The following is a 19,080-nucleotide window of genomic DNA, read 5'->3' on the forward strand; positions in this document are numbered from 1 at the left end:
TTTTGGACCTTACTCGAATTCCATGATGAGTTCATCGACGGCAAGGCTTGCGCCTTCACTGGCCGTAATGCGTTTGACGGTAGCACGGCGCTCGGCACGCAGCACGTTTTCCATTTTCATGGCTTCGACGGTTGCAAGCGGCTGACCGGCTTCGACCGTTTCGCCGTCCTTGACGAGAATGGAGGTGATGACACCCGGCATGGGGCAAAGCAGCATCTTCGAGGTATCGGGCGGCAGCTTGACCGGCATGAGCTTCGCCAGTTCCGCCACGCGCGGGCGGCGCACATGGGCTACCACGTCCATGCCGCGCCAGCGCAGACGCCAGCCGGTGCCGGAACGCGAGGTTTTCACGGCAATCGTCTTGCCGCCAATGCTGAACGAACCAAGCTGGTTGCCCGGATGCCAGTCGCCGGCGACGGGGAGGCTTCTGACATCAGCAGCTTCATCAGTGAATTCAATGACGGTTCCGCCTTCGCCCTCCGTCATCCTGATCGGCAGACTGAATGCATCCAGCATCACAACACGGTCGGTTGTCGCCCTATGGTGTTCCGGCGAAAGCCTGCCGGAAATCCGGGCGTTGCGCCGTTCGAAAGTGAGGGTGATTTGCGCCGCAACAGCCGCCAATGTCCGCGCATCTCCGTCCGACAAGGGAACGCCTGTAAAACCATCGGGATATTCCTCCGCGATGAAGGCTGTGGTGATCGCACCGGAGCGAAAGCGCCGATGTTCCATCACGGCGGAAAGGAAAGGCAGGTTATGGCCTATGCCTTCGACCTCAAATGCATCGAGTGCGTCGCTCATTGCGTCGATGGCCGTGGCGCGATCCGCTCCCCATGCGCAAAGCTTCGCGATCATGGGGTCGTAATACATCGAAATCTCGCCGCCTTCGAATACGCCCGTATCATTGCGGATAATGGTGCCGTCGTCGCGTCGGCCCTCCACGGGCGGGCGATAGCGCGTCAGACGCCCGATTGAAGGCAGGAAATTGCGGTAAGGGTCTTCCGCATAAAGGCGGCTTTCAATGGCCCATCCGTTGAGTGTGACATCGGATTGAGAGAAGCGCAGCTTTTCGCCCGATGCAACGCGGATCATTTCCTCGACCAGATCAATGCCGGTGATGAGCTCTGTCACCGGATGCTCGACCTGCAAGCGGGTGTTCATTTCAAGGAAATAGAAGTTGCGATCGCCATCGACGATGAATTCCACCGTACCGGCGGAATAATAACCAACCGCCTTTGCCAGAGCGACGGCCTGTTCACCCATGGCCTTGCGGGTTGCTTCATCGAGAAAAGGCGAGGGCGCTTCTTCGATAACCTTCTGATTGCGCCGCTGGATCGAACATTCACGCTCGCCGAGATAGACCACATTGCCATGCTGGTCGCCCAATACCTGAATTTCGATATGGCGCGGCTGGGTGACGAATTTTTCAATGAAAATGCGATCATCGCCAAAAGAAGCTTTCGCTTCATTGCGCGAAAGCTGGAAGCCCTCGCGAGCTTCGTCAGCGTTCCATGCGATGCGCATGCCCTTGCCGCCGCCACCCGCAGAAGCCTTGATCATGACCGGATAGCCGATGGACCCGGCGATTTTTACCGCTTCGTCGGCATTCTCGATCAGGCCCATATGGCCGGGAACCGTTGAAACGCCCGCTTCTGCGGCCAGCTTCTTGGAGGTGATCTTGTCGCCCATGGCTTTTATGGCGTTCACCGGCGGGCCAATAAAGGTGACGTTTGCAGCCTTGAGTGCTTCAGCGAAAAGTGGATTTTCGGATAGAAAACCATAGCCCGGATGGACGGCATCAGCGCTGGTCTTGCTGATGGCATCAAGTATCTTGTCGATGACAATATAGGACTGGTTGGATGGAGCCGGGCCGATATGGATTGCTTCGTCAGCCATCTTGACATGAAGCGCATTGCGGTCAGCGTCGGAATAGACGGCGACGGTGGCGATGCCCATCTTCTTCGCCGTCTTGATGACCCGGCATGCGATTTCGCCGCGATTGGCAATAAGGATTTTCTTGATCATGAACTTGCTGCCCGCTTACCGGATTAGAGGGGAATGGTATCGTGTTTCTTCCACGGCGTGTCCTGCTGCTTGTTGCGCAGGCTCGCAAAGGCGCGGGCGATACGGCGTCGCGATGAATGCGGCATGATGACCTCATCGATGAAACCGCGTTCAGCCGCAACGAAGGGATTTGCGAAGCGCTCTTCATATTCCCTGGTGCGGGCCGCGATCTTTTCAGCGTCGCCCAATTCCGAGCGATAAAGGATCTCGGTTGCGCCCTTTGCGCCCATTACGGCGATTTCCGCAGTTGGCCATGCGTAATTTATATCTGCGCCGATATGTTTTGAGGCCATCACATCATAGGCGCCGCCATAGGCTTTGCGCGTGATCAGCGTAACCATGGGGACGGTCGCCTGTGCATAGGCGAAAAGCAGCTTTGCGCCATGCTTGATGACACCGCCATATTCCTGCGCCGTTCCGGGCAGGAAGCCCGGTACATCGACCAGCGTGAGCAGCGGGATGCTGAAGGCATCGCAGAAACGCACGAAGCGCGCTGCCTTGCGCGAGGAATCAATGTCGAGGCATCCCGCGAGCACCATTGGCTGATTGGCCACGACGCCAATGGTCTGGCCTTCCATGCGGATAAAGCCGGTGATGATGTTTTTGGCGAAGGCTTCCTGAATTTCAAAGAAATCGCCTTCATCGGCCAGCGCGAGAATGAGTTCTTTCATGTCGTAGGGCGTGGTGGCACTGCTGGGAACCAGCGTGTCGAGCCGCATTTCCAGTCGGGCCGGATCATCATGAGAAGGGCGCACAGGGGGCTTCTGACGGTTGTTGAGCGGCAGGAAGTCGAACAGCATGCGCACCTGCTCAAGCGCCTCGATGTCGTTTTCATAAGCGCCATCGGCGACGGAGGATTTTTGCGTATGGGTACGCGCGCCGCCCAGTTCCTCCGCAGTGACGATCTCGTTGGTGACGGTCTTCACCACGTCAGGGCCGGTGACGAACATATAGGAGCTGTCACGCACCATGAAGATGAAATCCGTCATGGCCGGAGAATAGACAGCGCCGCCTGCGCATGGGCCCATGATGACGGAAATCTGCGGCACGACGCCGGACGCGTCGACATTGCGCTTGAAGACCTCGGCATAGCCTGCAAGCGAGGCGACGCCTTCCTGAATGCGTGCTCCGCCAGAATCGTTAAGACCGATGACGGGCGCGCCGTTCTTCACCGCCATATCCATGATCTTGCAGATTTTCTGGGCATGGGTCTCGGACAGCGAGCCGCCAAGAACCGTAAAATCCTGGCTGAAGACATAGACCTGTCGCCCATTGATCGTACCCCAGCCGGTTACGACGCCATCGCCTGCAACCTTCTGCTGTTCCATGCCGAAATCGGTGCATCGATGCGTGACATACATGTCGAATTCCTCGAACGAATCCTCGTCGAGAAGGACTTCCAGCCTTTCGCGCGCTGTAAGCTTTCCTTTTCCATGCTGGGCATCGATGCGCCGCTGGCCACCGCCAAGGCGCGCTTCTGCACGACGGGCTTCAAGCTGTTCGAGGAGTTGCTGCATTGTTTGCCGCCTCTTTGGGAAGGGATGAAATCGGGACGTTTTTTCTGTTACTGCTTAGAGCCAGTATGCCGCATTCGGAAAGCTTGAAAAGGTGTGATTGTGTAATCTATAAATTTGCAAATAGTAAAATGTGAATTTGCAAATATGGCACCCAGAAAACTTTACGTCGGCAGAAAAATCCGGGAATTGCGCGAGCAGCATAAGGCCACGCAGGCCGGATTTGCTGAACGTTTAGGAATTTCAACGAGTTATCTTAACCAGATTGAGAATAATCAGCGCCCGGTCTCCGCCGCGGTGCTGCTCGCGCTGGCTGAAAATTACCAGATTGATATTGCTGCAATTTCGCTGGGCGATGATGATCGGCTGCTTTCGGCCGTTTCGGAAGCGCTGGCAGACCCGGTTTTTGATAATTACAAACCCAATTTGCAGGAATTAAAGCTGATTACGCAGAATGTGCCGGGATTGGCGCATGCGCTCATTGCCTGCCATCAGGCCTATCGGCGTAACAGCGAGCAACTGGCAAGTCTGGATAACCAGTTGGGCCGCGCATCGTCGATTGCCGAACCCGCGCCCTATGAAGAGGTTCGTGACTTCTTTCATTTTATTGATAATTATATGCATGAACTTGATATTGCTGCAGAAAACCTTGCAGCCAAGCTCGATATTGCGGGACGTGATTCCAGTCTGGTGCTGCCGCAATATATGGAGAACCGCCATCGCGTGCGTGTTGCGCGCGCAACGCCCGATGAGACGATCCTGCGTCGCTTCGATCCTGCCGCCCGCGTTCTTTATCTTAATCCTTATTCGCCTGCTTCCACGCGGAATTTTCAGATTGCGTTTCAGATTGCCGAACTGGAAATGGCGGAACTCATCGCATCTATAGCGAAACGTGCTGATTTCCGTTCCACGGAAGCGAGCGAAATCTGCAAGATCGGACTGCGCAATTATTTCGCGGGCGCGCTGATTCTGCCTTACCAGAGCTTTCTTTCCGCAGCCCGCGAGTTGCGCCACGATCTGGAATTGCTTGCCTCGCGCTTCGGTGCCAGTCTTGAGCAGGTGGCGCATCGGCTAAGCACCTTGCAGCGGCCGGGGCAGCGCGGGGTGCCGGTATTTTTCGCCCGTATTGATCGGGCGGGGAATATTACCAAGAGGCATAGTGCCGCCAAGCTGCAATTCGCCCGTTATGGCGCAGCTTGTCCCTTATGGAATGTGCATCAGGCATTCGAAACGCCGGGACGGATTATTCGCCAGCTTGCCGAAACACCCGACGGGGCGCGTTATTTATGCATTGCCACCGAACTGACCAAAAGCGATGGCGGGTTTAATGCGCCTCAGCGGCGCTATGCAATTTCATTGGGATGCGAGATCGCCTTTGCCAGAGATTTTGTCTATGCGGACGGGCTGGATGTTACGGCACGCTCAGCCTTTGATCCAATCGGGGTTTCATGCCGTATTTGCGAGCGCGCCGAATGCGTGCAGCGCGCCGTGCCGCCATTAAAAAGCCGGATCGCGGTCGATCATGACCGGCGTGGAATTCTGCCATACCGGCTCTTATAGATTAAAAGCCCGTATGTTCTTTCAGGAATTCGGCTTCTTCGGCTGTCGTTTCGCGCCCAAGCACCTTGTTGCGATGGGGAAAGCGACCGAAACGCTCGATAATATCGTGATGCTGCCGGGCAAAGTCGAGCGAAACGGGGTCCGCAAGTTTTTCATAAAGCTCTACGCTGCGTTTCTGATCGCTCAATTTCTCGCTGTGCATAAGCGGCAGATAGAAGAATTGGCGCTGGTCGGCGGATAGCTGGCGGTCGAAATCATGGTCGAGCGCCTGAACGGCAATGTCGCGTGCGAGGCCGTCGCTTTCAAATGAACGGGGCGAACCACGGAACATGTTTCGTGGAAACTGATCGAACAAAATGGTCAGCGCCAGAGCGCTTTCGGGCTGTTGTTTCCAGCCTTCCATTTTCTCATTGCGGGCATCCTCATAGGCCGGGAGAAAGCTGTCGCGTATTTCCGTGTCGATTTCATCGCTTTTCACAAACCAGTTTTCCCGCATTTTGGGGGAGAACCAGAAATTCAGAATGTCTTCGGGTTGAACAGCCATGATGGTCACTTTCCGCTTATGGGGTCTGGTTCGGGTTGTCGGGTTGCGGGCAGGGCGTTTCGCCCTTCATATTGCGCGACATGCATTCAAAACGATCAAAGCCCTTGCCTGCATCCATCGCAGCTTTTCCGGCACCGCAACCGGAAAGCACTGCAAGCGTGATCAATAATGCGATCTTTCTCATCCGGGTCCCTTTGCGGTGCATATGCCTATGATGGAGGATAATAGAAGCGCGGATGCAGGGCGGCAATAGCGGTTTTGGCGCCGATCAGCCGCGACCGCGATAGTTGGGAACCGCCTGTTCAGGAATCCACACATCCTGCGGCGCTGCTCCGGTCTGATAAAACACGTCAATGGGGATGCCGCCGCGCGGATACCAATAGCCGCCAATACGCAGCCATTGCGGATCGAGCAGTTCAACCAGCCTTTTGCCGATGCTGACCGTGCAATCTTCATGAAAAGCGCCATGATTGCGGAAGGAAAAGAGGAAAAGCTTGAGCGATTTGCTCTCTACCAGCCAGTCGCTAGGAATGTAATCGATCACGAGATGGGCAAAATCCGGCTGTCCGGTCATCGGGCAGAGGGACGTGAATTCGGGGGCTGTAAAGCGGATGCAATAGGGTGTTCCTGATTGCGGATTTGACACCCGTTCAAGAATGGCTTCTTCGGGCGATTGCGGAACGGTAGTGTTCGATCCCAATTGCTTCAAATCGGAATATATTGTTTTTTCAGTCATTTACGTGTCTTTTCTACAAAGCCACGGCGCAGTCGGTCATTCAGGCAAATGCTTGTCTTGTCCTTGTTTTGACCGGGTAGGCTGCGACCGGTGGCGTAATACCAGAGGGTGTTGGTTAGAGCATTTCCAGCAAAAGTGTGAAACGGTTTTGCGTCGGATAATGCGATAAAACAAAAACTTAGAGCGGTTCAAGCGATTCTGTTTAAACAGGAACCGCTCTAACAGCCACCGGAATGAACGTAAAGCCCATATGGCAATAACCCCGCGACCATTACGGTCACGGGGTTCCGGGCAAATGTGCAGGGGTGATCAGCGGCGATCAGAAATCGCGCAGCCAATGGCCACGCCGATCAATATGCCGATAACGCCTGCCGTGCCGAAAAGGGTGGTTGCCGTGCCGGGATTTTCCTTGACTGTTTCAGCAACAGCCTGTCCGCGCTCACGCACAGTCTGTGCTGCATGGCGAAAGCGCCCGGAAGCGTCGTCCATGAAGTCATCCGCACGGTCTCTCAAATCATCGGAGCGGGAGGCCAGCGAACGCGAGAGTCGCTTTAGTTCGCCACGCAGTTCTGCGACCTGCTGCTCCAAAGCCTTCTGAATGTCGTTGGCAGTGCTGTTGTCGGCCATGTTATGTCTCCGTACAAATTGATGATTGGAGAATGCGCGTAGCGCCCTTTGGTTCCTTCGTAGTGAAAAGATTCAGTCTGCGGAACGCGTCAGACACGTATACGAATTGAATGCAGGACGCGGCCGATAAGTACACCGGTGAACGCGCCTGCGGCCTTGATTATAAAGTCGGCAATCTCGCCATGACGTCCGGGAGCCAGTCGCTGCAAAAGCTCGAACAGGGCTGCACAGCCGATTGTGAGGACGAGCACCGCCAGCCAATGACGCGGATAGGCCAGAGCAAAGAGCGCCCCGACCACCATAAAAGCCGCGAACCGCTCTATATCCGCAGGCTCGCCGGTCATGGGGCGCAACTGGATCGGGCTTATTGTAACGACAAGGATCGTCACAAGAAGCAGCCAGGCAGCGATGCGCAAAAATCGCGTCATAAAAGAGAGGCTTTCATTCTGTCGTCTGATTTTGTACGGGCTCATCGCGCGCAGGATCGCCGCAGCGCCGGTACATATGGTCGGTGAGTGTCGTTTTTATCGTATTGCCAAAGGGCAATTCATAATGAGCAATGACATCGACGCCCATGCACCATTTCACGTTTTCGGGAGAAAGTTCGTAATTGGTTTCCAGAAAGCCGATGACATAATTCATACCCTCATCACAGTCGGGGGTGGTGCAGAAATTACCGTCCCGGGCCAATTGGCGGATCGAGTTCTCGCCAATTTTCATGACGACCGGCTCGACCGCAAAGGGAGCCGCTCCTGCAAGCGTGATGAAAACCAGACCAATGAGTGTATATTTTACCGAGCGCTGCATGAATCATTATCGAGTGCCGTTTGTCTCGCATCATAACGCATGAGCATGCCATCAATAGCAAGTCCGCATCCGGCGAGCGAGCGAACGTCGCGGGGCTTATCAGGCGAAATACCGTTTTAATATTGACTTTTACGTAAGTCAGGCAGACACAACAGTTGTCTGCATTGAACAGGACGGAAGTTGTGGTGCGCGAATATTACACAATCACGGAACTGACGCGGGAGTTCGGCATATCCACCCGTACACTGCGTTTTTACGAGGATGAAGGATTAATCGCACCGGTGCGACGTGGTCGCACGCGCCTGTTCCGCCCATCGGACCGTCACCTTCTCAAGCAGATTTTGCGCGGCAAGCGGCTGGGCTTCTCAATCGCCGAGATTCATGAAGTCATCCAGATGTATCGTGAGCCGCCCGGTGAAACGGGGCAGCTAAAACTTCTCATGAAGCGGGTGGAAGAAAAACGTGCAAGTCTGCGCCAGAAGCGGCGCGATATTGATGAAATCCTTGGTGAGCTTGACCAGGTGGATGAAGCCTGTATCGAGCGTCTCGCTGAACTGGGCGTCAATACCTGAAACTGTCCGGCTCAGGAGCTAGTTTTCGTTCGCAGGCGAACACATTGCGGCTATATCCTGCACAGTGCTGTTATTGCTCTGATCGGCCCTGCCGCTGAAGACGTCATCAAAGAGCTTTGCCTTGTCGAGCTCGCTCACGACGCAGCCGCAGAATTGCCGGCATAAAGATTCACTGCCGTTTTCCATACAGGTTGCCACGCAGGATTGGGTGAATGCCTGCCGCGGGGTGAGCGTTGCAGGCGGTATGATCTGCGAAAAACCATAGAGCAGCGCCAGAAGTACAGGCTGGTGGATCAGATAGAAAGCGAGGCTATGCCGTCCGATAAAGGTGATCGGCTTTTGTGGAAAACGTGTTTTCCCATCCGTGGCAAGCAGCGGCAGGCAGTTGAAGCGCTCGCACAGGCGCGCGCAGGCAATGCCGGTCAGCACCGCGCCGAACCACGGAAAAACCGGTACATAATCGTTTGAGCGTATGGTGATCGTCGAAAGCCCGACCCATGCAAGCCATAGGGAATTGAAGACATCCGCCCGCGCATAGAGCGGTGCGATAATGACCAGTGCCGCAACGAACAGCGTTATGACGGGCGGCAGGCGAAGGAATAAAAGCCCAAGCACACTTGCCAGGGCAATCTGGTGCAATATGCCGAAGAAAATGAAGCTTTCAGGTGATATATACCAAGTAACGGCAGAAATCGCCGCAGCGGCGACAATAATCTGCAAAAGCCGTTTGCCCATTGCGCGCCAGCGTATGCCATTTCCATGAGCGAGGACGAGGCTGAAACCGACAAGAAACAGAAAGCTGGAAGCAATGCAGCGGGCAAAGAGCTTCCACCCGCCTTGCGCCGTTGTGGCAGGCGCCAGATAGCCGAAGAATTCGAGATCCCATCCGAAGTGATAGATCGCCATCGCGAGCAATGCGATGCCGCGCGCAATATCGACGCGCCCGAGCCGGGGGCGTGAAGGGGATATTAATTTCGCTCTAGCGGCGCTTTGCATCTTGCTTGCGACCTCGAATGCCGAATCCGGCAGATTGTTAACACAGGTTCCAGTCTGGCTATAGTATCCTGTCGTCAGAATCGCCCCGGACATAACGAGAAAGCGGGCTGATGCGCCATTTCGGAGATTGCATTGTTTTTCAGCCTGTCCAAAATTTTCTGGTTGTTCTTTCAGCCCCTGACGATCCTTCTCGTGCTTCTGCTGATTGCGCTTGTCCTGTTATGGAGAGGCTATCGACGGCTGGCTCTTTCGGCGCTGGTCGCGATGGGGGCCATCCTGTTTGTCAGCAGCTATACGACACTTGGTTCCCTGCTTCTTGCGCCGTTGGAAGATCGTTTTCCAAAGCAGGACGCTCCGCCGCCACATGTGGATGGCATTGTGGTCCTTGGCGGTTATATGAATGGGGACATCAATGCGGGAAGGCCGGGTTTTGAACTCAACAGCGCGGCAGACCGGATATTCGAAGCCATGCGGCTGGCCCGGCTTTATCCCGATGCCAAAGTGATAATTTCGGGCGGAGATGGCGCATTTTTCGAAGAAGCGCTTCCCGAAGCAGAGAGTACGCGCAGCATGCTTGCCGATCTGGGATTTTCCGGAGAGCGGTTCATTTTCGAGAACAAATCCCGCAATACCGTGGAAAATGCCGCTTTTTCCAAAGCTCTTGCCGAGCCAAAGGAGGGGGAAACGTGGCTGCTCGTAACATCAGCCTATCATATGCCGCGTTCCATCGGCTGTTTCAGAAAGGCCGGTTTCAACGTCACCGCCTGGGCCGTTGATTTTAAGACACCCGCCAGGGAAAGCTTTTCGATCTATCTTGAATCCCCAAATGACGCGCTGTCACGATTCAGTGTGGCCATGCGCGAATGGGTCGGGCTGACGGCTTACTGGCTGACCGGCAAGACAGATATGCTGCTGCCGCAACCCTGATGCCATGATTTTGCCGCCTCTACAAAGGATCTGTTAATTATAATTTTAGTTAAATAATTGATTTATAACTATCTTTTTCTGTGGCTGGAGGCGGGCCAGCTGACTGTGCCTTCCTTTGGCCGTTTTCTTCGATTGCGTTTTCATACGGCCCGGCCTATATCGTCGCCAGAGCGATATTAAGTGCGCTTTGGTCGGAATCTGCACAACAAGGTTTTCAAAAACAATCCATGGACGACACCGTTCAAAAGTCCTGCTGGGGCGTTACGCTGCGGGCAGTTATGGGTCTCGCTGTTCTCATTCTTATTGCGTATCTTTTTATTGCCTGAACCGGCTTGCCGTTCAGCGATCGCAGATGTTGCGTAAAGCGGAAATTTAATGACGCATTTCGGCATTCCGCTTGCGCTGTTCCTTGCCTACACTATCTATAAGGATAAGAGCGCATGATTATTGCGGAAGCAATGATCGGACGCGCAGCGGCCATGCAGTTCTGCAAACAGACGGGCAGGCTGAAGAAGGTGTAGGATGTTTCTGTCGGTATTCGATCTTTACAAGATTGGCATCGGTCCTTCGAGTTCGCATACGATGGGGCCGATGACGGCTGCTCATATGTTCCTTGATGAGTTGATCGGCGGTGATTGGCCAAAGCCTGCCAATGCCAGGGTTTATCGCCTCAGGGCCAGTCTGCATGGCTCTCTGGCCTTTACGGGTATCGGCCATGCGACGGATCGTGCCGTTATTCTCGGCCTTTGCGGCTATAAGCCGGATACGATTGATCCCGACATCATGGAGGCGGAGGTCGAAAAGGTCTCTGTCGCGCGTCAAGTGCAGCCGGAGGGGCATCCGGCTTATCACTTCGATCCCAAGACAGACCTGATCCTCGACCGTAAGACGCCTTTGCCGGGTCATGCGAACGGCATGGCTTTTGAAGCCTATGACCGGGATGAACGGCTGCTGCTGCGCCGTGTCTATTTTTCCATCGGTGGTGGCTTCGTCGTCACGGGGGAAGAATTGAGCCGCATCCAGAGCAGCGGCGGCAAGCGCGAGGAACAGTCGGATAGTCGTGTTCCTTATCCATTCAGCACGGCTGCGGAAATGCTGGATATGGCTCATTCGAGCGGCCTTTCCATCGCCGAAATGAAGCGCGCCAACGAGGAATGCCATATCTCCTGCGCCGAGCTGGATAATGGTCTGGATCGCATCTGGGGTGCAATGCGCTCCTGCATCGAACGCGGGCTCAGTCAGGATGGCATTATGCCGGGCGGTCTGAAAATCCGCCGCCGTGCGCGCCAGATTCACGATAAATTGCAGGAAGACTGGCGCAATAACAGGGCCAACCCGTTGCTCGCCAATGATTGGCTTTCGGTCTATGCGATGGCGGTCAACGAGGAAAATGCGTCCGGCGGTCGGGTTGTGACGGCGCCGACGAATGGCGCCGCAGGCGTGGTGCCTGCCGTGCTGCGTTATTATCTGCATTTTCACGACGATGCCGACGAGAAGGGAATTCGCGACTTTTTGCTCACATCGGCGGCTATCGGCGGCATTATCAAGCACAATGCATCAATTTCCGGAGCAGAGGTCGGTTGTCAGGGCGAGGTGGGGTCTGCTTCCGCCATGGCGGCAGCGGGACTTGCAGCAATTATGGGCGGAACTGCCGAACAGGTCGAAAATGCGGCTGAAATTGCGCTTGAACACCATCTGGGCATGACGTGCGATCCGGTAGCGGGGCTGGTTCAGGTGCCCTGTATCGAGCGCAATGCCTTTGGCGCGGTAAAGGCGGTGACTGCGGCGTCTCTCGCCATAAAGGGCGACGGAAAGCATTTTGTGCCGCTTGATGCCTGCATCGAGACGATGCGACAGACTGGTCATGATATGAGCGAGCGCTACAAGGAGACCAGTCAGGGCGGACTTGCCGTTAATGTAGTGGCTTGCTGACCGCGGCTTTTTTGCATTGCTGTGCATATGGCTTGAAGCATGCGGCGGGCTTGGTTAAATCCGTTCCATGACACTTCATCTCGTCAAATTATGCGTCGGTTGCGACAGTATCGAAGACCTCGCCGCGTGGATCGACTTCCGGCTGGCCGAGCAGCGCGCTGCCGGGCAGGTGCCCGAACAGTTTCATACCACCCGCATGGTGCCCAAGCGTGTGGATGAGCTTCTCGATGGTGGATCGCTCTACTGGGTGATCAAGGGCAATGTGCAATGCCGTCAGCGGCTGCTGGATGTGCGCCCCTTTACCGACAGTCAGGGCATCAATCGCTGCCATCTGGTGCTTGAACCCCGGATCATTCCCACACAATGGCAACCGCGCCGTGCCTTTCAGGGCTGGCGTTATCTGGCCGAAAACGAAGCACCTCTGGACGAGGCAACGGGGAAGGCTGGACGGGCCGCATTGCCGCCTGCATTGCGACAGGAACTGGCGGAACTGGGGCTTCTTTAGAGTACTCTTACAATAATGCGGAGCGGTTTTGCGTAGGAGCAGAAAAGAGAAACCCGCCGGAAGGCGGGTTGAGTTTCAGCTTTCTATGGTCAGGCGCACCGAAACCCTGTTGCGACTGACCGGCAAGGTCATGCGCATCGCCGTGCGCGGCTGCATCGAACGCTTATTGCGCGCAGCGTGGCTGACCAGCAGGGCAACCAGATCGCGGGTCTGAAAACTTCCGCCATGGCGTATATCGGCAATTCGTAATGCCGCCTGTTTCAGCGACTGGATTGAAAACAGCGCGCTGAGCGCCGAAGGGCGCTCGGGCTGTTGCGCCGCCCATGGCGAAAAAAGAGGCGATTGCTGTCTGAGCGTTTCATTCATATTCGACATCTCAAAACCCTCTACGCATAACAATTGTGGGTTTAAGCGGTCCCGAATGGGTTCTCCCCTGCGGGATCAGTTTGCGACTGCGTAGCAGCCGATTTTCTTTTTCTTCAACGAAGCACAGGCATCCCATGCCGCCTGCTTGGAGCCGAAGCCGACAAAGCGGGCGCGATAGAAGGTGGAGCTGCCTTTGACGAAGGTTTCCGTATAGGGCGACACTGAGCGCAGCGAATCGACGGATGCGGAGACCTTGGCCAACATCTGGTGAGCCTGTTCCTGGCTGGGAAGTGAGCCGACCTGAATCGCCCAGCCGCCGGCTGCAGGGGCGGAAGCGGTGGTGAAAGGATCGATGTCGTTTGCGGGGGCTGCGGGTATGGCAGCTTTTGGAGCCGGACGAACAGCTTCCTGAACCGCCAGCGCGGCAGGACGCGGAGCAGGGGCTGCGAGCGCCAGCAGTTGCGGCTGATCGGCGTCGCCTTCGCCGCTTTCATTGTTGATGACGTCCTCGACAGCCACCAATTGACGTGCCACCGGTACGGGCGCGTTGCGTGCGGTGGGAAGAGCGACGGATGCAACGACCTGCGGAACTTCGGCACGCATTGCAATGAGCGGCTCGGAGGCGCGTCCGCGCTTGGCTGCGGGCAGATATTTTTGAATCAATTGCCTCATATGTGCGTCACGGCTCGCACCGGTATTGCCTCCCATGACCACGGCGACGAGGCGGCGGCCATCGAGATTGACGGAGGAAGCCAGATTATAGCCGGATGCGTTGGTGTAGCCGGTCTTGATGCCGTCAACGCCCTGCACCCGTCCAAGAAGACGGTTGTGACCATTGATCGTCTTGCCGCGAAACACGAAGCTGCGGCGGGAAAAATACGAGAACTCCTGCGGGAAGTGCTGACGGAGCGCCATGCTGAGAATGGCCATGTCACGCGCTGTGGTATATTGCGCGGAATTGGGAAGGCCGGACGCATTGCGGAATGTCGTATTGCGCATGCCGAGACGACGTGCCTTGTCGGTCATCATCTGGGCAAAACGTTCCTCCGACCCGCCAAGATATTCGCCGGTGGCGGCGGCAACGTCATTTGCCGATTTGGTGATCATCGCGAGAATAGCATTCTCGACGCTGATCTTCTGTCCGGGGCGGAAGCCGATTTTCGTGGGCGGGCGCGAAGCCGCGTAGGATGATACCGGAATCATGGTGTTCTTGTTGACGCGGCCCGCCTTCATGGCTTCGAAAACCATGTAGACTGTCATCATCTTGGTCAGGGAGGCCGGGTAGCGCCTGGCATCTGCATTGGATGCAAACATGGTCTTACCCGTATTCGCATCGACTACGATTGCAGCATATCTGTCGTTCGAAGCAATGGCCGGCACGGTTGTCGAAGCGGTGGAACACCCCGTCACAACTGCAAGAAGAAGGGTGGCTTGCGCCGCCTTTTTCAAGGCACGGGCGATTTGATTGAATGCGATACGCACGATGATGACCTGCCTGTATCCCGATTTTTTTCTGGCTGCGGCTCGAAAGGCACACAGCGAACGAATTCGGGGATCGTACTGCCAACAGCGTTACCAATCCGTTTATGGTAAGCGCATTATTCATAAAATCCGAAAACTTTGCCCGCTGGTATGAAGCGGCTGGATGAAATTAAGAATACGGCTCAATAATTCAGGTATGATTGCGAGGTCTCCGGTTGCAAGTGCTGCCGAAGGGCTTAAAATTGGGTGATGCTTCCCTACATAATGGAGTGGGCAAGCCAGATAGACGCGCATCCGGGTAATGGGTTTGATGAGGCAGTTCGATACAGTCATGCAAAGCAAGACCAACGGCGGCAACGGTCCCGATAGCGGCACTGTCGTGGTCACGCGGACGCAACCTAAAACCAAGAAACCCAGCCTATATCGGGTCTTGCTCCTTAATGACGACTACACGCCGATGGAGTTCGTCATTCATGTCCTGCAGCGGTTTTTTCAGAAGAACCTGGAGGACGCCACGCGCATCATGCTGCACGTCCATAATCATGGTGTGGGCGAATGCGGCGTCTTTACATATGAGGTGGCTGAGACCAAAGTAAGTCAGGTCATGGATTTTGCTCGACAAAACCAGCATCCATTACAATGCGTAATGGAGAAAAAGTGAGGTGATATGCCATCGTTCTCCCCCAGCCTTGAAAGGGCTTTGCATCAAGCCCTCACAATCGCTAACGAGCGGCATCACGAATATGCGACGCTCGAACATTTATTGCTTGCCCTGATCGATGATCAGGATGCGGGCGCGGTAATGCGCGCCTGTAACGTGGATCTGGAACACCTCAAACGTATCGTTACGGATTATATCGACCGTGAACTGGATAATCTCATCACCGGTTATGATGAGGATTCCAAGCCAACAGCCGCTTTCCAGCGCGTGATCCAGCGCGCAGTCATTCATGTCCAGTCCTCGAACCGTGAGGAAGTGACCGGCGCCAATGTGCTGGTCGCCATTTTTGCGGAGCGTGAAAGTCATGCTGCTTATTTCCTCCAGGAGCAGCAGATGACGCGCTATGACGCGGTCAATTATATCTCGCATGGTATTTCCAAGCGCGCGCAAAATAACGAACCACGCATACCGCGTGGTGCTGAAAGCACCAGTGAGGACCGCACTGGCGCCGAGGCGGAAGAGGGGCCCAAGAAAAAGCAGGATGCTCTTACGGCTTATTGCGTCAATCTCAATGAGAAAGCCAAAGGCGGCCGCATCGATCCGCTGATCGGTCGTGAAAGCGAGATCAACCGCACCATTCAGGTGCTTTGCCGCCGCTCCAAGAACAACCCGCTTTACGTGGGTGATCCGGGCGTTGGCAAGACCGCGATTGCCGAAGGTCTGGCCAAGCGTATTGTCGAAGGGCAGGTGCCGCAGGCATTGGCGGATGCGACCATCTTCTCGCTCGACATGGGCACGCTGCTTGCGGGTACGCGCTATCGCGGCGATTTCGAAGAGCGGCTGAAGCAGGTCGTCAAGGAGCTTGAAGAATATCCCGGTGCGGTCCTCTTCATCGATGAGATTCATACGGTGATCGGGGCTGGCGCGACTTCGGGCGGCGCGATGGACGCATCCAACCTGCTCAAGCCCGCATTGTCGTCCGGCGCGATCCGCTGCATCGGTTCGACGACCTATAAGGAATATCGCCAGTTCTTCGAAAAGGACCGGGCGTTGGTGCGTCGTTTCCAGAAGATCGACGTCAACGAGCCGTCGATCCCGGATACGATTGAGATCATGAAGGGTCTCAAGCCCTATTTCGAGGAGTTCCACAAGGTCAAATACACGGCTGACGCCATCAAGTCCGCGGTGGAGCTTTCCTCGCGTTACATTACCGACCGCAAGTTGCCCGACAAGGCGATCGATGTGATCGACGAGACGGGCGCAAGCCAGATGCTTCTGCCTGAAAGCAGGCGCAAGAAGACAATCGGCGTCAAGGAGATCGAGGCGACCATTGCGACCATGGCGCGGATTCCGCCGAAATCGGTTTCCAAGGATGACGAAGTCGTCCTTTCTAATCTCGATTCCGAACTCAAGCGGGTGGTCTACGGCCAGGATCTGGCGATCGAAGCGTTGACCGCATCAATCAAGCTGGCGCGTGCGGGGCTGCGTGAACCCGACAAGCCGATTGGCTCCTATCTGTTTTCCGGTCCTACGGGCGTTGGCAAGACGGAAGTGGCCAAGCAGCTTGCTGCGTCGCTCGGTGTCGAGCTTCTGCGCTTTGACATGTCGGAATATATGGAGCGTCACACCGTTTCGCGGTTGATCGGCGCGCCCCCCGGCTATGTCGGCTTCGATCAGGGCGGTCTTCTGACGGACGGGGTCGACCAGCATCCGCATTGCGTGTTGCTGCTTGACGAGATCGAAAAGGCGCATCCGGATCTGTTCAACATCTTGTTGCAGGTGATGGATCACGGCTCGCTGACTGACCACAATGGCAAGAAGATCGATTTCCGCAATGTGATCCTGATCATGACCACGAATGCGGGCGCGGCGGATATGGCGAAAGCCGCTATCGGCTTCGGCTCGACGCGGCGTGAAGGCGACGATATGGAAGCGATCAACCGGCTGTTTACGCCGGAATTCCGCAACCGTCTCGATGCCATTGTGCCATTTGGCCCGCTGCCGGTGCCGGTCATTCATCAGGTCGTGCAGAAATTCGTGCTTCAGCTCGAAGCCCAGCTTGCCGAACGCGGCGTGACTTTCGAGCTTACCGATGCAGCTACCGCATGGCTTGCGGACAAGGGCTATGACGAGCGCATGGGTGCGCGTCCGCTGGCTCGCGTCATTCAAGAGCATATCAAGAAGCCTCTGGCGGATGAAGTGCTGTTTGGCAAGCTCAAGCATGGCGGCACGGTGCGGGTGGACGTCACGACAAAAGCCGATGGTAAAACCGATCTTTATCTGGAAAGCGTTGCCGACAAGCCGGTAAAGCCGAAAAAGGATATTCCGCCGGAAAAGAAGCTTCCGCAACGCAGGCGTTCAGCGCCAGCCAAGGCGCAAAAGGAAAAGGTTCTGGCCGGCAAGGATGAGCCAGCGGCAAAACCTTCAAGCCGGACTTCCGCACCAAAATCATCGGTGCCGAAAGTGCCGCGCAAGAAATGACTATTGCAAAGGCCCTGTCATTGGACAGGGCCTTTTCATTCAGCCTGCATGACGGGTGGGCAGCCTGCATGCAGGCGAGTTTGAAAACAAAACACATCTCCACTTTTGCGCGGCGTGCTTTATCGTGGCGTCATGCCACTGAGTCGTTCGCCCCAGCCCGTTTATTCTTCTCCGGACGATAGCCGTCATTTGCGGTGGTTTCTGCGCGGCACCAGACGTATTGCCAGCATTCCCGCCGTTTTGCTGATGAGTTCCTTTGTCGGCTTTGCCGGGCTGGCAATCCAGAGCGGCATGTCGATGGGCCAGACCGTTTTCATGACGCTGACCATGTGGGCCTTGCCAGCCAAAGTCGTACTGATCGGAGCGGTCAGTGCCGGAGCGTCGCTGCCTGCCATCGCGCTGGCGGTTGGGCTTTCGTCGGTGCGGCTGATGCCGATGGTCGTCGCCCTTCTGCCGGAACTCAAAGGTCCGCGTACGCGTATGCTGACGCTGGCGTTCCTTTGCCATTTTGTCGCCGTTACTGCCTGGGTGATGGCCATGGAAGAATTGCGCAATGTGCCGCGCAATATGCGAACCAGCTATTTTGCCGGTATCGGCACTGTGCTTGTGGGTACAAATACGCTGGTCGTGGTCGCGGTATATATGCTGTCGGCATCGTTTTCCCCGATCGTGTTTGCCGCGCTTTTCATGCTGACGCCGATGTATTTCCTGACATCGCTCTGGCGCTCGGCGCGTGAACGGGCAGGGCAGGTCGCCATGCTTTCAGGCATCGCGCTGCTGCCCGCATTTCATTATCTTGCCCCGGGTTATGATCTGCTGCTAACGGGCATATCGGGCGGGCTTATCGCCTTTGCAGTTCATCGTTCCGGCACCGTTTGGAAGAGAGAAAAATGACCTGGAGCAGTTTTCCAGACTGGTGGTGGCCATATGTTTTCATCCTGCTGGCGGGGGCGCTGCCTACCTATCTGTTTCGTTTTCTGGGCATTGTGATCGGTGGGCGCATCCGGGAAGAGTCCGAGGCTCTCGTGCTGGTGCGCTGTGTGGCGACGGCGCTCGTGGCGGGGGTGATTGCCCAGCTTATTTTCTATCCGAATGGGGAACTTGCCAATTCGCCGATATGGCTGCGGTCAGGCGCCGCAGCCATCGGATTTATCGCCTATCTTATCGCCGGCAAGCGCATGCTGGTGGGAATCGTGGTGGCAGAAGCCCTGCTGGTGTCCGGGCTTCTTTTAGAGCGCGTTTCGGTCTGATTGAATCAGATCGGCACTCTAACCTTTTTTAAACGCGCATCTTTTTCCGAAAACCG

At 55.8% G+C, this 19,080-nt stretch carries 20 protein-coding genes; 9 read left to right on the forward strand and 11 right to left on the reverse strand.

Annotated features, from left to right (window positions below):
- Window positions 1–9: 9 nt before the first annotated feature.
- Entirely contained in the window at window positions 10–2,025 is a 2,016-nt protein-coding gene (locus DKP76_RS08455; protein WP_109706024.1) for an acetyl-CoA carboxylase biotin carboxylase subunit, read from the reverse strand.
- 23 nt (window positions 2,026–2,048) lie between these two features.
- Window positions 2,049–3,581, reverse strand: a complete 1,533-nt coding sequence (locus DKP76_RS08460; protein WP_109706025.1) for an acyl-CoA carboxylase subunit beta — start codon at window positions 3,579–3,581, stop codon at window positions 2,049–2,051.
- Window positions 3,582–3,725: 144 nt separating this feature from the next.
- Between DKP76_RS08460 and DKP76_RS08465 the strand changes: the two genes are divergently transcribed.
- A complete protein-coding gene (locus tag DKP76_RS08465; RefSeq protein ID WP_109706026.1) occupies window positions 3,726–5,138 on the forward strand; it encodes a helix-turn-helix domain-containing protein in 1,413 nt (470 codons plus the stop codon).
- A gap of 1 nt (window position 5,139) precedes the next feature.
- On the opposite strand, the gene DKP76_RS08470 is transcribed toward DKP76_RS08465, so the two are convergent.
- The 6 genes from DKP76_RS08470 to DKP76_RS08490 form a co-directional block, all read right to left on the reverse strand.
- Window positions 5,140–5,682 (reverse strand): DUF924 family protein, encoded by a 543-nt coding sequence (locus tag DKP76_RS08470; RefSeq protein WP_109706027.1) that lies wholly within the window; start codon window positions 5,680–5,682, stop codon window positions 5,140–5,142.
- A 16-nt stretch (window positions 5,683–5,698) separates the two neighbouring features.
- The gene (locus DKP76_RS19355; RefSeq protein WP_199224783.1) at window positions 5,699–5,866 is read right to left on the reverse strand and encodes a hypothetical protein; all 168 of its coding nucleotides are present in this window, start codon (window positions 5,864–5,866) and stop codon (window positions 5,699–5,701) included.
- A gap of 84 nt (window positions 5,867–5,950) precedes the next feature.
- Window positions 5,951–6,418 carry a preQ(1) synthase gene (queF, locus tag DKP76_RS08475; RefSeq protein ID WP_109706028.1) on the reverse strand — a complete coding sequence of 156 codons (468 nt, stop codon included), beginning with the start codon at window positions 6,416–6,418 and terminating at the stop codon, window positions 5,951–5,953.
- Window positions 6,419–6,727: 309 nt separating this feature from the next.
- A complete protein-coding gene (locus DKP76_RS08480) occupies window positions 6,728–7,045 on the reverse strand; it encodes an ElaB/YgaM/YqjD family protein (protein WP_109706029.1) in 318 nt (105 codons plus the stop codon).
- An 89-nt stretch (window positions 7,046–7,134) separates the two neighbouring features.
- Window positions 7,135–7,473: a VanZ family protein gene (locus DKP76_RS08485; protein WP_245410189.1), complete on the reverse strand. Its 339-nt coding sequence runs from the start codon at window positions 7,471–7,473 to the stop codon at window positions 7,135–7,137.
- Window positions 7,474–7,486: 13 nt separating this feature from the next.
- A complete protein-coding gene (locus tag DKP76_RS08490; RefSeq protein ID WP_109706031.1) occupies window positions 7,487–7,852 on the reverse strand; it encodes a hypothetical protein in 366 nt (121 codons plus the stop codon).
- A gap of 185 nt (window positions 7,853–8,037) precedes the next feature.
- On the opposite strand from DKP76_RS08490, the gene DKP76_RS08495 reads away from it, so the two are divergent.
- Window positions 8,038–8,424, forward strand: a complete 387-nt coding sequence (locus DKP76_RS08495; protein WP_109706032.1) for a MerR family transcriptional regulator — start codon at window positions 8,038–8,040, stop codon at window positions 8,422–8,424.
- 18 nt (window positions 8,425–8,442) lie between these two features.
- Here the strand turns inward: DKP76_RS08495 and DKP76_RS08500 are convergent, their stop codons facing one another.
- Window positions 8,443–9,420 (reverse strand): heparan-alpha-glucosaminide N-acetyltransferase, encoded by a 978-nt coding sequence (locus tag DKP76_RS08500; protein WP_109706501.1) that lies wholly within the window; start codon window positions 9,418–9,420, stop codon window positions 8,443–8,445.
- Window positions 9,421–9,552: 132 nt separating this feature from the next.
- On the opposite strand from DKP76_RS08500, the gene DKP76_RS08505 reads away from it, so the two are divergent.
- The 3 genes from DKP76_RS08505 to DKP76_RS08515 all read left to right on the forward strand — a co-directional run bounded on the left by DKP76_RS08505 (window position 9,553) and on the right by DKP76_RS08515 (window position 12,784).
- Window positions 9,553–10,347, forward strand: coding sequence for a YdcF family protein (locus DKP76_RS08505; RefSeq protein ID WP_109706033.1), 795 nt, complete (start codon window positions 9,553–9,555; stop codon window positions 10,345–10,347).
- Between the two features lie 522 nt (window positions 10,348–10,869).
- Entirely contained in the window at window positions 10,870–12,279 is a 1,410-nt protein-coding gene (locus tag DKP76_RS08510) for an L-serine ammonia-lyase (protein WP_109706034.1), read from the forward strand.
- A gap of 67 nt (window positions 12,280–12,346) precedes the next feature.
- Window positions 12,347–12,784, forward strand: a complete 438-nt coding sequence (locus tag DKP76_RS08515) for a DUF1489 family protein (protein WP_109706035.1) — start codon at window positions 12,347–12,349, stop codon at window positions 12,782–12,784.
- A 75-nt stretch (window positions 12,785–12,859) separates the two neighbouring features.
- On the opposite strand, the gene DKP76_RS08520 is transcribed toward DKP76_RS08515, so the two are convergent.
- On the reverse strand, window positions 12,860–13,159 hold the full coding sequence (locus DKP76_RS08520; RefSeq protein ID WP_109706036.1) for a hypothetical protein: 300 nt from the start codon (window positions 13,157–13,159) through the stop codon (window positions 12,860–12,862).
- 66 nt (window positions 13,160–13,225) lie between these two features.
- A complete protein-coding gene (locus DKP76_RS08525) occupies window positions 13,226–14,632 on the reverse strand; it encodes a D-alanyl-D-alanine carboxypeptidase (RefSeq protein ID WP_109706037.1) in 1,407 nt (468 codons plus the stop codon).
- Window positions 14,633–14,942: 310 nt separating this feature from the next.
- On the opposite strand from DKP76_RS08525, the gene clpS reads away from it, so the two are divergent.
- From clpS to DKP76_RS08545, 4 genes are all read left to right on the forward strand, one after another.
- Entirely contained in the window at window positions 14,943–15,293 is a 351-nt protein-coding gene (gene clpS / locus DKP76_RS08530) for an ATP-dependent Clp protease adapter ClpS (protein WP_109706503.1), read from the forward strand.
- A gap of 6 nt (window positions 15,294–15,299) precedes the next feature.
- Window positions 15,300–17,774 (forward strand): ATP-dependent Clp protease ATP-binding subunit ClpA, encoded by a 2,475-nt coding sequence (clpA, locus tag DKP76_RS08535; RefSeq protein ID WP_109706038.1) that lies wholly within the window; start codon window positions 15,300–15,302, stop codon window positions 17,772–17,774.
- Between the two features lie 132 nt (window positions 17,775–17,906).
- Window positions 17,907–18,668 (forward strand): AzlC family ABC transporter permease, encoded by a 762-nt coding sequence (locus DKP76_RS08540; protein WP_109706504.1) that lies wholly within the window; start codon window positions 17,907–17,909, stop codon window positions 18,666–18,668.
- Window positions 18,665–19,024 (forward strand): AzlD domain-containing protein, encoded by a 360-nt coding sequence (locus tag DKP76_RS08545; protein ID WP_109706039.1) that lies wholly within the window; start codon window positions 18,665–18,667, stop codon window positions 19,022–19,024. Before DKP76_RS08540 ends, DKP76_RS08545 begins: the two co-directional genes overlap by 4 nt.
- Window positions 19,025–19,080 lie beyond the last annotated feature (56 nt).

This window comes from Falsochrobactrum shanghaiense (assembly GCF_003149535.1).
Lineage (GTDB): Bacteria > Pseudomonadota > Alphaproteobacteria > Rhizobiales > Rhizobiaceae > Brucella > Brucella shanghaiense.